This window comes from Neoakkermansia glycaniphila (assembly GCF_001683795.1).
GTDB classification, from domain to species: Bacteria; Verrucomicrobiota; Verrucomicrobiia; order Verrucomicrobiales; family Akkermansiaceae; genus Akkermansia; species Akkermansia glycaniphila.
The window spans coordinates 39,038-52,045 of the sequence record NZ_LIGX01000001.1 but is presented as its reverse complement, the minus strand read 5'-3'; the positions used below and the strand labels follow the sequence as shown (position 1 = coordinate 52,045).

At 56.7% G+C, this 13,008-nt stretch carries 8 protein-coding genes and 1 riboswitch; of the genes, 4 read left to right on the top strand and 4 right to left on the bottom strand.

Translation table 11 applies throughout. The annotated features are described in order from the left end of the window. Nucleotides 1-68 precede the first annotated feature (68 nt). From AC781_RS00175 to AC781_RS00160, 4 genes are all read right to left on the bottom strand, one after another. Nucleotides 69-794 (bottom strand): hypothetical protein, encoded by a 726-nt coding sequence (locus tag AC781_RS00175; RefSeq protein WP_067771612.1) that lies wholly within the window; start codon nucleotides 792-794, stop codon nucleotides 69-71. Nucleotides 795-879: 85 nt separating this feature from the next. Next, nucleotides 880-3,153, bottom strand: coding sequence for a glycosyltransferase family 10 domain-containing protein (locus tag AC781_RS00170; protein ID WP_067771608.1), 2,274 nt, complete (start codon nucleotides 3,151-3,153; stop codon nucleotides 880-882). A gap of 410 nt (nucleotides 3,154-3,563) precedes the next feature. Next, complete coding sequence (locus tag AC781_RS00165) at nucleotides 3,564-6,719, bottom strand: efflux RND transporter permease subunit (RefSeq protein ID WP_067771604.1); 3,156 nt, start codon at nucleotides 6,717-6,719, stop codon at nucleotides 3,564-3,566. Between the two features lie 48 nt (nucleotides 6,720-6,767). Next, complete coding sequence (locus AC781_RS00160) at nucleotides 6,768-7,886, bottom strand: efflux RND transporter periplasmic adaptor subunit (RefSeq protein WP_071133360.1); 1,119 nt, start codon at nucleotides 7,884-7,886, stop codon at nucleotides 6,768-6,770. Between the two features lie 586 nt (nucleotides 7,887-8,472). Between AC781_RS00160 and AC781_RS00155 the strand changes: the two genes are divergently transcribed. From AC781_RS00155 to AC781_RS00140, 4 genes are all read left to right on the top strand, one after another. Beyond that, nucleotides 8,473-9,174 carry a PEP-CTERM sorting domain-containing protein gene (locus AC781_RS00155; RefSeq protein ID WP_071133361.1) on the top strand — a complete coding sequence of 234 codons (702 nt, stop codon included), beginning with the start codon at nucleotides 8,473-8,475 and terminating at the stop codon, nucleotides 9,172-9,174. Nucleotides 9,175-9,454: 280 nt separating this feature from the next. Further along, nucleotides 9,455-9,609: riboswitch (cobalamin riboswitch) on the top strand. Nucleotides 9,610-9,753: 144 nt separating this feature from the next. Next, nucleotides 9,754-11,874, top strand: coding sequence for a ribonucleoside triphosphate reductase (locus AC781_RS00150; RefSeq protein WP_067771596.1), 2,121 nt, complete (start codon nucleotides 9,754-9,756; stop codon nucleotides 11,872-11,874). A 37-nt stretch (nucleotides 11,875-11,911) separates the two neighbouring features. Further along, nucleotides 11,912-12,100, top strand: a complete 189-nt coding sequence (gene nrdD, locus AC781_RS00145; protein WP_067771593.1) for an anaerobic ribonucleoside-triphosphate reductase — start codon at nucleotides 11,912-11,914, stop codon at nucleotides 12,098-12,100. Nucleotides 12,101-12,303: 203 nt separating this feature from the next. Beyond that, nucleotides 12,304-13,005 (top strand): anaerobic ribonucleoside-triphosphate reductase activating protein, encoded by a 702-nt coding sequence (locus AC781_RS00140; RefSeq protein ID WP_083076292.1) that lies wholly within the window; start codon nucleotides 12,304-12,306, stop codon nucleotides 13,003-13,005. The last annotated feature ends 3 nt before the right edge of the window (nucleotides 13,006-13,008 follow it).

Below are 13,008 nucleotides of genomic sequence, written 5' to 3'. Positions count from 1 at the left end.
ATGAAACGAAGCGGCGCACCGGGTGTTTGGATATGGTCGGCGAGTGTTGTTTTTGTCTGGTGCCGCAGTTAAAGGACGATGCTGTAATGTGTTTTGCCTTTTTCCAGACGAATCGCCTTTTGGGTGCGGATCAGTTCGATCTGACGATTTCCGACGGGGATTCTTTCATAGATCGTCAGAATGTAGTCATTCGGCTGCAGGTATTCAGTCACGGCCGTGTAGGTGTTGTTCTTTTCCGGGTGCTTCATGGCGATGCACGGACTGGTTGACTGAGGGATGACCGTGGGGGTATTCAAATTTTCGTCGGATAAGAATATGTTGTCTGGCGGCGCTGGGATGCTTTCCAGTTTGCCGACAATGACATTGCTGTTTCCGGGAAAGAAATAGGGGAAAGCTTCATCCTGATTCCAGACGAGTTCGACGGTTGCCTGCATCAGGTAGGCTTCCACACGATTGGCTTCCGGTTTGATTTCGACCTTTTGATAATAGTTGGCACCCGCAATGGCGATCGGCAGGGAGGCCTCGCAAAGCTGGGAAATCGAGAGTATGTGCGTTCCTGTCGATTTCAGACGGAAGGAGCAGGTGTATGGTGATGCGAGTTCCTTGTTTTTAGCCTGTTTTTGTTGTCTGGCTGTTCCTGTTTTGTCGCATTGTACATAGAAGACCGGGCTTTCCGTAGATGGTTCCAATGTCAGCGCAACGGTTAGTGACGGCGGGTTGTTTGTGGCTTTTTGCCGGGCGTGGACGGGAGATAAAATACCCAGCATCAGGCAGCTGGCAGCGAGTTTTTTCATCTTGGCGTGTTTCGGCGGAGTGGGGGGAGATAGAGATAACGGGCAGTTTTATTTTTACTTTGTCCTGTGGAGGGTCGCAAGATTTTTATGAGTTCTCATGCATATGTGGTTGTTTCCGGATATGGTTTGGAGCGGTTGGTGTGAGGTATTCCATGAAATGGTCGTGATAGCGGGTGGCAAAATAATCCGGCAGGGGCGGCAGGGGGCCTTGCCGGAGGATTGTCCGGATCAGGGCGGGGATTTGATCCGGCGTTTCGGCGAGGTGGATGTGTTGGCGGAAGGGGGCAGGGAACCATTGGAGGCCCGAGGTCAGTTTGTGGTCGCGGGAGGGAAGGACGATGACGGGGGTGTTGGCGATCAGGGAGAAGATGATGCCGTGGTATCGATCGGTGACGACGGTTTGGTAATGCGAGAATCGGCTGATGGTTTCATGAAGGAGTTCCGTTCTGTGGGCGATGGTGTAGCTGCCCGTATGGTTGATGGTGGTGTCGGTGGCGGACGTGGTGGATATACGATCGATTTCCCTCCGTATGGAGAGGATGCGGTCGGCTGGATGCTTGGTTTCCTTGTCGTTTCTCATGCAGAAGAGTACGCCTTTTCTGGCGTGGGGAGGAAGTTCCGTTCTGCCGATCATGGCGGTGACGAGGTCGGGATAGAGGAGGAGCCTGCAGCGGTGGAAGAGGTGTTGTGCGGTGCGGAAGGAGTGTTCATCGCGGCAGAACAGGGTGCAGTCCGGGTGGTTGTTGAGGATGGCGGCAGTCTTATCCGCGACGCGTGGGTTTTTGTAGTAAATGGTCTGGGGGAGGATGCGGAGCGGATGATCCGGGAAGAGTTCGGCGAGTTTCAGGTAGATGCTTTGTTCGTTGTAGAGGTCGGTCATGTGGTAGCCGCTGTGGCAGAGTAAGAGGTCTTCCGGGCGGATTTTCCTTCGTATGGCGGCAAGGAGGCCGGGCGTGGAGTTGCGGAGGGTGGAGAGGATGACGCCGTGTGCCGGCAGGTTGTCGCGTAGCAGGTGCAGGATGCATTCCGTTTGTGCCTGGTCGCCGAGGTTGGAGTGGTACGGCGTACCGAAGAGATAGACGAGCGGAGGCCGGGATGGGGCGTTGATTCGTGCGATGCGGTTATCCGGTTCCTTCGGGTGAGCGGGGGTTGCCTGTTTTTGTTCGGGCTGCAGGCGGTAGGCTGTTCCGGATTTGACGAAGCGTTCCGTGCCCCAGCGGTTCCATTTTAGGCTGAAGGAGTCGTCCTTGATGTCGAATACATCGGCCGTATCGTGGGGAGGAGACAGGCGTTCGGCTTTGCCGTGGAGTATTTTGAGCGTGTCCCGCCATTGAGGGTGGATGCAGTCGACAAGGCGTTCTTCAGGGTGGGCAGGAGTGTGCGGTTTTTGTTCTGCGGGGAGGCGTTTCCACGGTTTGCCGTCGTCGAAGGAGGGCATGGCGGGGTAGCCGTGTGCAGAAGGCTGGCGGTTGTCGTGTTGCGGGTGCTGATGGCGTACGATTCCTTGATCCAGAGTCTGCCTGATGAAGGTTTCGAGTGCGTTGAGGTAGGCATCGAAGTCGTGTTGGCCGGGGAGGAAGAGTGGTTCGCGGAAGTAGGAGAGGTAGAGCCGGTCGTCCCGGTCGACTTCGGCGATGTAATCGGACAGTTCTTCGGGGCTGCCGAAGTCTCTTGCATGGATGAAGCGGCGTGGGTTGATATCCAAGGCAATGTCTGGATCTCCCCAGTAGATGGGGAGGCTTCCCGAGGAGAATGCACGCATGATTTTTTCGGTGACGTATCCTCGTGAAGCGACGTTTTCGAAAGCGATGGAAAATTTGTAGTGTTTGGTGAAGTCGAAGGCATTGCCGATGAGGGTTCCCGTGTTGTTGAGGACTTTGCCTGCGCTGTCGATGCGTTTGTAGCGGGAGAGATGCTTGAAGAAGCAGATGCGTTCCTGTGCATGAGGGTTGGAATAGATGAAGTTGCAGAATTTCGTGTGGCGTTGCAGGATGTCGTCGGGTTGGAGGGATTGCCGTTCGACGGTGCGGGCGTGAAAGATGTCGTAGTTGACGACCCAGTTGGGCAGGCGAAGATGTGGGCCGGGGAGCGGGGCATCGTCTCGGAGGAAGGTGATGGCTCCGTCGCATTCGTTCCACCGGGGCATGACGGATTCGGCGGTGTAGAAGAGGCGTGGGCCGGGGAAGTTTCTGTGTTTGTTGCCGAAGACGGAGTAGATGAGGAAGTCGGCCTGTGCCATGTCGTTGACGACGGCGATGTTGAACCGTTCGTGCAAGAGGTGTTGGAACAGGTTGTCATGGGGATCGAAGCCCTGCCAGAAGTCGGCGAAGGCGACGCGTTTGATGAGGTTTGTTTTCATAGGTATGATTGTTCGAGTGGATGGCCGGACCATGGGCTGAGACCGGGAGGCGGTGTTTTCCGGGTAGAGCGGATGAATGCCGGCGATTGCAGGAGAGGAAGTTCATGGGGCGCATTTTGGCGATGAATTCCATATGTCGTTCGATTGTAGAAAGGAAGGAGGCGAAAAGCAAGTTTTCACGTCTAGCATGGTAAAATTTGACTTTCATGCTGAAAAAGAGTGTGTTGAATGATTGTTGTTGTCTGTTTTCGTGTTCCGGCATGGCAAAGTCCGCGGTGCGGTTTATCCTGATGAACCCGGTTTTGTTGCGTATGCCCATTCTCTGGAGGGAATGGAATAGTCAGGTAAAGAAATACAGTCCCGCCACGAGCGAAGGGACTGTATGAAGGAGACGGTATGCGTGTGTCCGGCTATCGGGCGGCGCCGGGTGGCGTGGAGGCGGCTGCTTCCTGAGGTTCCTGCCGGGGGGATTTTTTGATGCGTGTGATGATGTAGAAGGCATACGGCAGGAAGAAGAGGCCGATGAAGACGGCGGCAAGCATGCCTCCGATGACGGCGATGCCGATGACTTCGCGGGCGTTGGCTCCTGCTCCCGAGGCCATGGCGAGGGGGACGCAACCGAGGATGAAGGCGAAGCTGGTCATGATGATGGGGCGGAAGCGTACCTGTGCGGCCATGAGGGCGGCTTTTTTCAGGTCCATGCCTTCTTCGAGCCGGTCGATGCCGAATTTGACGATGAGGATGGCGTTTTTGGCGGCAAGGGCGATGAGCATGATGAGGCCGATTTCCGCGTAGATGTTGAGGTCCAGCCCGTAGATGTACAAGGCTCCCAGCGCGCCGATGACGGCGACGGGTACGGAGAGGAGGATGGCGATGGGCATTCTCCAGCTTTCATACAGGGAGGCGAGGACGAGGTAGATGAAGAAGGCGGAGATGGCGAAGATTGTGCCGATGCCGATTCCCTGTGCGGCTTTCTGTTCCTGATAGCTCATGCCGGAGTAGGAGTAGCCCATGCCGGTGGGCATGGTGCGGTCGAAGATGCGTTCGACGGCGCTCATGACCTGCTGGGTGGAGTATCCGGGGCGGGCGACGATGTCGAGCATGGAGGCGTTGTACATGTTTTGCCGGATCATGAATTGCGGGCCTTCGATGCTTTTCGAGGTGACGAGGGATTCGAGTGGTACCTGTACGCCGTTTCTGCCGCTGAGGTAGAGTTTTTTGATGCCTTCGATGTTTTTGCGGGCGTCGGCGTCGGCCTGGATGTAGACCTGCCACTGGAAGCCGAAGTTGTTGTAGTAGTTGACGAAGAGGCTTCCCATGAATGCCTGTAGTGTCTGGTTGGCTTCGGCGATGTCCACCCCTTGAAGGAGGGCTTTTTCTTGATCCAGTTCAAGGTAGTACTGGGGAGTGGAAGGCGCCATGAAGTTTTCGACGGCGAGGATTTCCGGGGATTTTTTGAGTTCTTCGATGAATGCCTGCGTTTGTTTGGCAAGGTAGGCGTTGCCGCGGTTTTCCCGGTCTTCGAGGAGGAAGGTGATGTCGGACGATGCCCCGACGCCGGGGATGGGTGGCGGAGTCATGGAGAATCCGATGCCTCCGGGGATGCGCGTGCGCATTTCCATGCGGAGTTTGGCGCTGAGTTCTCCCGCTTTTTGGCCGGGGCCCTGCCGTTCGGCCCACGGTTTGAGGTTGACGAAGAAGAAGCAGTTGTTGGCGCTTTGGACGCCGGTCATCATGTTGAACCCTGCCACGGTGGTGATTCCGGCGACTTCGGGCATGGCGGAGACGAGTTGTTCGACCTGGCGGCAGGTGTCGAGGGTGACGCCGAGAGCCGTCTGGTACGGGAGTTGTACGGTGCCGTAGAAGTAGCCTTCGTCTTCGTCGGGGAGGAAGCCGCCCGGTACGGCCTTGCCGAGCGGGATGATGCCGACGGTGATGAGCAGCAGGGCGAGCCCGGTGATGGCGGCCTTGCGGATGAGGAAGCCGGAGCCTCGCACGTATCCTGCCCGCACTTTCGTGAATCCGGCTTCGAAGGCATTCCCTGCCTTGGTGAGGATGTTTTCGCGGCGCTCCTGTTTGGGGCGGAGCAGGAGGGCGCACAGGGCAGGGCTGAGGCTGAGCGCATTGAAGGCGGAGATGACGATGGATACGCCGATGGTGACGGCGAATTGCTTGAAGAGGAGGCCCGTGATGCCCGGCAGGAGCATGCTGGGCAGGAAGACGGCGGAGAGGACGAGGGCGGTGGCGACGACGGGGCCAGCGACTTCCTTCATGGCGGCGCGGGTGGCCTGTGCGGGCGGTTCGCCTTTGTCGATGTGGGTTTGCACGGCTTCGACGACGACGATGGCATCATCCACGACGAGGCCGATGGCCAGCACGAGGCCCATGAGGCAGATGGTGTTGATGTCGAGCCCGAAGACGGGGAGGAGGGCGAAGGTGCCGACGATGGAGACGGGGATGGCCGCCAGCGGGATGAGGGTGGCCCGCCAGCCTTTGAGGAAGACGAAGACGACGAGGATGACGAGGCCGAGAGCCGAGAGCAGGGTGGTGACGATTTCCTGAATGCCGAGTTTGACGGCGGTGGTGGTGTTCAGGGCTTCGGTGAGTTCAAGGCCCGGCGCAAGTTTGAATTCGGCGAGGGTTTTCTGGACGCCTTCGACGGTTTGCAAGGCGTTCGAGCCGGGAGACTGGTAGATGGCGAGGGCGGCGCAGGGTTTTCCGTTGTACTGGCCTTTGATGTTGTAGGTTTCGGCGCCGAGTTCCACGCGGCCCACATCCGAGAGGCGGACGATGGCATCGCCATCCGCCCGCACGATGATGCGGGAGAAGTCTTCCTGCGTTTTCAGGCGGCCGCGGGCAATGACGGTGTAGGTGAATTTCTGGCCTTCGACGGAGGGTTCTCCGCCGATCTGGCCGATGGGGTTCACGGTGTTCTGCGCCCGGATGGCGGAGAGAACCTGCGGGATGGTGATCCGGAGGGCTGCCAGTTTGTCGGGGTCGAGCCATACGCGCATGGCGTACTGCCCTGCGCCGAAGACCTGCACGTTTCCTACGCCCGGTACGCGCAGCAGGCGGTTCACGAGGTTGATGTAGGCGTAGTTCGCCATCCAGAGGTCATCGTATTTTCCGGTGGGCGAGGTGAGGCTGTACAGGAGCATGGGCGGTCCGCTGACTTTGCGGATGGTGATGCCCATGGCGTTCACTTCGGCGGGCAGCTGGGAGTTGGCTTCTGCATAGCGGAGGTAGCTCAGGAGCTGGTCGGTGGTGGGTTCCGTGCCTACGTCGAAGAGGACGCTGAGGTTCATGCCCCCGGTGTTGGTGCTGGTGGAGGTCATGTATTCCATGCCGTCCACGCCGGACATGACTTGCTCGATGGGTGTGGCGACGGAGTCCACCACGGTGTTGCAGTCGGCTCCGGGATAGCTGGTCGAGATCTGGATTTCCGGGGGGACGATGTCAGGATATTGCGCGATCGGCAGCCGGAGGATGGAGATGGTGCCGAGCATGACGATCATGATCGAGATGCAGATGGCGACGATGGGGCGGCGGATGAAGAATTCGATCATGGCGGAAAGGTGTCGTTGGCGTGTTGTCGGGCGCGAGGAGGTGCGGGATCAGGCGGTCGGTTGCTGAGGCACGGTTTTCAGTTTGCCTCGGCCCTCCATGGTCATGAGGGCTTGCTGGGTGCCCGTGACGACGATGACGGTGTCAGGGCCGATGTCTCCGGTGACGGATACCTTGTCTCCCTGTGGAAGACCCTTGACGATGGGGACGACATGTGGCCGGCCTTTGTCATCGACGGCGATGACCATGTTTTGCCCCTGAATGGTGACGATGGATTCTGCCGGGACGAGGAGCGCATCCTTGATTTCCTTTGTTTTGGCGCGGACGTTGACGTACATGCCGGGCCTCAGCAGCGCATCGGGATTGGCGGCGCGGGCTTCCAGCTTGAGGCTGCCGGTGGAGGTGGAGACGGTGTTGTTCACTCCGGTGACGGTGGCATGGCCGGGGTATCCGGAACCGTTGGAGAGGATGAGGCTCACCTGAGCCCCGGGGCCGAGCGGGCCTTTCGGACCGTTCTGGTTCAGCCAGTCCTGTTCGCTGATGTCGAAGTAGATGCGGATGGGGTCAAAGGAGCTGACGAGTACCATCGGTTGGCTGTTCGGTGCTACGTAGTCGCCGACTTCCGCCTGTGCGAAGCCGGCGATGCCGTCCACGGGAGCGGTGAGTACACAGTAATCGACGTTCGTTTTGGCGAGGGCGACGGAGGATTTGGCCGCAGCCAGCGATGCTTCGGCGGCCCGGTAGGCCTGCAGAGCATCCTGGTAGGATTGGCGGGAGACCGAGCCGTTTTTGACGAGCGGTTCGTAGAAGTCGAGATCCTTCTTTGCCTTGACCAGGTTCGCTTCGGCTTCGACGGCATTGTTTTCGGCTCGCTGCAGGGCTTCGCGGTACTGTACATCGTCAAGGCGGTACAGGACATCGCCTTTTTTGACGGATTGCCCGTTTTCAAAAAGGCGTTCCTTCACATAACCCGTCACCTGTGGGAGGATTTCAGCGTCCACCATGCCGTCGAGCCTGCCGACCCACTGCCGGAATTCGGCGACATCGCCGCGTACGGGAGTCGCCACTTCGACGGTGAATTCGGGCATTTCCATCGGCCTGGCCTTGTCTTTGCAGCCGGAAAGAGCAAGGATGGAGCATCCAAGGATAGAAAGTTGTCGTAACATCATGCAATGATGATGTTCGAAGTATTTCTAACGTTAGATAACTGTTATGGATAATTGGTGTTTCGAGTGCAGAGGCATGGCATTCGTGCGTGACAGTCTCGGCAGATCGGATCATGGAAGTGAGCTTCAGAACGCCTCCTTGATTCGTCATCCATTCGGGGAATATTTTTGTGGACAAATATTAGGAAGGGGAATGTTTTTTCTTGCATTATTCATCATAATTACATACTATTTATATAGTATGTTCTGCCAATTTCTGAGGTGTAACGCTGCCTGGCACTGGAAACGGTGCCGGGCTTTTTTGCAACCAGTTTTTCTGGCAGATGATGCTGCATATTTTTTATATTGAATATGTTTGTATTGCTATTGATTGATTTGCGGATTCACAATCCGTACGTCAATCAAAAAACAAATTTCATGCAAATTATTCATTAGTCTTAATCGGTAGGGAGAATTGGTTATCATAAAGGCGGCGATGCCAACTATTTGTTATATATTGCAAATCGTATTTGCTGTCTGAGGTATATATATTTTTTATGCACAACAGATTGTGAATCCGTATAAAGAGCGAGGTTTAATTTACATTTATATGAAAAGAATAATTTGTGCTTTTATTTCGTGCCTGTCCGCGTTTTCCATGTCCGCTACGGCGGCATCCTACGATCTGGTGACGGCAAATGCCGACAAAACAGGACAGGCGAACATGTCCTCTAACACTAATAATGCGTATGTGCGCGGATTTGTCTTCGGCATGGGGTCCGACTGGTTTTTCCCAACCATACAAGGCGGTGATGGCAGCCGGGCCTCTTTGCCGGCAAACGTGTTGCTAAATTCGCTTTCCATTACCCTCCGCAATACGACTCTATTCAATTTGATTGTTCTGAGCGGCGATCCTACCACGGCAGGCACATCAAATGTGGTCGGGTTTACATCTGTTAAAAACAATGATAATGGTACAGGAACATGGAGTTTTGCAGACGGTTTGCTTTTGGATACGACAGAGACCTACACATTCCTTTTCACCAGTATTTCCGATGCCAGCGGATGGACAAGTTCGTCGACGGTTGGGAATACCGGACAGCAGCAAGGCATTAAGGTAGCGACAATGGGTACAAGTGTACCGCCCAGCTCTGGCTATCCGGCAGGGGAGGGGCTATACACGAATACGGGCGGATTTTCCACAAGTTTCGCGTCGGTGATTCGGATGGATGTTTCGCAGGTTCCGGAGCCATCGACCGCGGTTTTGGGGCTTTTCGGACTTTCTACGCTGATGCTTCGCAGGCGGCGTTAAAATGGTCGTTCTTGCTTTTGTCATCCCTTCAAGACGCATACCGTTTTGAGGGGATGTTTTATTTCTGTTTTTGTTGGTTCGGGTAACGATGTGGGCCGTCGTCTGTAGCGATGATCGAATAGAATTGTGGATGAGTCGCTCACGTTTGGTAGAGTAAGTCTTTTTGTTGGTTCTACCCCTTGCGTGAACGATGCATGTTTGTGGTGAATACAACATGTTGTTGCTCATAGCCTATTGTGAAGCGGTATGTTGTACTGCATGGAATTATTTTTTGAACAAAACCGTATTTTGTGCTTGCGGGGCCGTGAAGGCGGTGCTACAGTCCGTTCCAGCGTCCGGGTAACGGAAGGGGGTGGGAATCCTCCACAGACGCGCTACCGTGATTGGCTCGCAGAAGCCATCAGTCGGGAGACGACCCGGAGCAAGAGTATCACTATCTCGCGACATGATAGACATACGGTTTTACCCGTTTGTACCCCCTCATGGCCGCAGCTTCCGTGAGGGGCTGTTCGTTTCCGGGGGGCGGAGGGTGTGAAGTCCCGTATCTTTGTGCCAGCGGGGTGCAGCATTCACACCACCATGCCTTCTATCATCAAACGCAACGGGAAACGCGAGAACTTCGAGTCCTACAAGATTCAGCAGGCCATCGAAAAGGCGTTCCATGCTTCGCACGAGCCATACAATCCGCTGGTTTACACTCGAGTACTCGAGCAATTGAAAGGCGAGGATTTCATCGCCGTGGAGAAGGTGCAGGATATGATCGAGATGGCCCTTTTTCAGGAAGGAGCTTTCGAGACGGCGCGCAATTTCATCAAATACCGCTTCCTGCACAAGCTGCAGCGCGAGCAGGTGGGGAGCGTGTACCACGGCAATACGTTCGTGGACTGCCGCCAGACGGTGGAAGAGTACGTGGGACAGACGGACTGGCGCATTGCCGCCAATTCCAATACGACGTATTCCAACGCCGGGCTGATCAATAATACGGCAGGCAAGGTGATCGCGAACTACTGGCTCGATCAGGTGTATTCCCCCGAAGAGGGAGCGGCGCACCGCAACGGGGATATTCATATCCATGATCTCGACTGCCTTACGGGCTACTGCGCCGGGTGGAGCCTCCGCAACCTGCTGAACGAGGGGTTCAACGGAGTCCGCAGCCGTGTCAACAGTCGCCCGCCGCGCCATTTCCGCGAAGCTCTGGGGCAGATGGCCAATTTCCTCGGCATCTTGCAGAGCGAGTGGGCTGGGGCGCAGGCTTTCAGCTCGTTCGATACGTATCTGGCCCCCTATGTGTTCCGCGACAGGTTGAGCTTCGAGCGCGTGAAGAAGGATCTCCGCAGTTTCGTGTACAATCTGAACGTGCCCTCTCGCTGGGGGCAGTCCCCCTTCACGAATGTGACGATCGACTGGACGGTGCCGCGCGATCTGCGCGAGCAGATTCCTTTCTCCGGCGGCGGCCATTTGCTGGCCGGGTTGGACGATGAGGTGCTGAACGCTCGTGCCGCCGAACGTGGGGCGGATTCGCCGGAAGCGATGACGTACAAGCATTTCCAGCCGGAGATGAATCTCATCAACAAGGCTTTTTATGAGGTGTTGACCGAAGGTGACAGTACGGGGCAGCCGTTCACTTTCCCGATTCCGACGGTGAACATCACAGAGGATTTCGATTGGGAAGGGGAGAATGTGCCGCTGCTTTTCGAGAATGCGGCCCGCATCGGTTCTTCCTATTTCCAGAACTTCATCGGCAGCCAGTACACGGTGAACGATAAGGGCGAGCGCGTGCCGGACGACGATGCCTACAAGCCGGATGCCGTGCGTTCCATGTGCTGCCGCCTGCAGCTCGATCTGCGCGAGCTGCTCAAGCGCGGCGGAGGCCTGTTCGGCTCGGCGGAGATGACGGGTTCCATCGGCGTGGTGACGATCAATCTGGCCCGGCTCGGCTACCTGTACAAGGGCAACCGGGAGCTTCTCTTCAAGCAGCTCGGCGAGCTGATGGATATGGCGCGCAGTACGCTGGAAAAGAAGCGCGTCTTCATTCAGGAGCTGTATGACCGGGGGTTGTATCCCTACACGAAGCGGTATCTGCCGCACCTGAGGAACCACTTTTCCACGATCGGCATCAACGGAATGAACGAAATGCTGCGCAACTTCTCGGGCGATTCGATGGACATCGCCTCGGAAGAGGGCGCCGCTCTGGCGGTGGAAGTGCTGGAATTCATGCGTATACGGATACGCGGCTATCAGGAGGAGACGGGCAATCTGTACAATCTCGAAGCGACTCCCGCCGAAGGGACGACACACCGTTTCGCCCGCGAAGATGCCAGGCGTTTCCCGGAAATCCTGCAGGCAGGCCCTCCCGGCCACCGCTACTACACGAACAGTTCGCAGCTGCCCGTCGACTACACGGCGGATCTGTACAAGGCTTTGCAGATGCAGGACAAGCTGCAATGCAGCTATACCGGAGGCACCGTGTTCCACATGTACATGAGCGAGGCCATCTCCTCCCCCGAGGCGTGCCGCGACATCGTGCGGAAGGTGCTGACGCGCTTCCGGCTGCCGTATCTGACGGTGACTCCCCTCTTCTCCGTCTGTGCCAAACACGGCTACCTGAAGGGCAACCACGAATTCTGCCCCCTTTGCGACGAGGAACTGGTCGCCCGCGTGCGGCGCGAAGAGCAGCCGCTGCTTCCCTTCGGCAATTGAAGGGAAAGATCTTCCAAACAATAGAATACTCCATCCAATGAGCGATAAAGACATACTCGAACGATACCGCGACGAGCGCACGAAGTGCACCGTCTACACCCGCGTGATGGGTTACCACCGTCCGGTGGAAACCTTCAATGCGGGCAAGCAGGGCGAATTCCACGACCGCGTGCATTTCGTCGAACCCGGCTGCCCCTGCGACCGCGGGGAGCAGTATCAGGCTTGACCATTCTCCCCGATGCCGGGAAATATCGGCTTTCCGGCATTCCGGGCGGATCGACACCTGCCACTGCGCTGCGGCGCGAGCGAAGCGCGCCTCCGGCATGATCCCCTTAGGTGGTTATAGTGTGTTGATCCCGGGGGAGCGGAAGGGTTGCGAAGTCCCTTCCGTTTCCCCGGTTCATTCGGAAACTCAAACCGTTTTCCCCCATGATGAAAGAACCGGCGGACATTACCCCGCTTACTCTGCTCGACTATCCCGGCAAGGCCGCCTGCATCTTCTGGTTCCGCGGATGCAATCTGCGGTGCCCCTATTGCTACAATACGCATCTGTTCGGTTCGGGAGGGAACACCCGGAAGGATTTCCGCGATTTCCTGCGGGAGAGAAAAGGATTTCTCGATGCCGTCGTTCTGTCCGGCGGCGAAGCGTCGCTGAGTCCGGGCATTGAAGATATGTGCCGTGAAATCAGGAGCATGGGCTACCTCGTCAAACTCGATACGAACGGCAGCAATCCCGAACGGCTCGAACTTCTGCTGCGCGAAAAACTGGTCGATTACGTTGCTCTCGATCACAAAACCCCGGCGTATGGCAGCCCGCGCCTTCCGGACGGCAGAAGCCTGTTCTCACAATTTGAAAAATGTCTCGGGTTAATCTTGCATTTTTGCCCTTCTCATGAGATACGCACGACCTGCCATCCGGACCTCCTCCGGGAGGAGGATATCCTGACGATGGCGCACGAGATACGGGATCGCGGATACATGGGCACCTATTACCTTCAGCATTATTTTCATACGGACCGGACGCCCGGCCGCATGGATGGCCCTTCCCGCCGTTACGACCGCGCCATGCTCGATTCCCTTTCCCCTCTTCCCCTCGGCTACCGCAACTTCCCCGAAGAACAATACCGCTAAGAC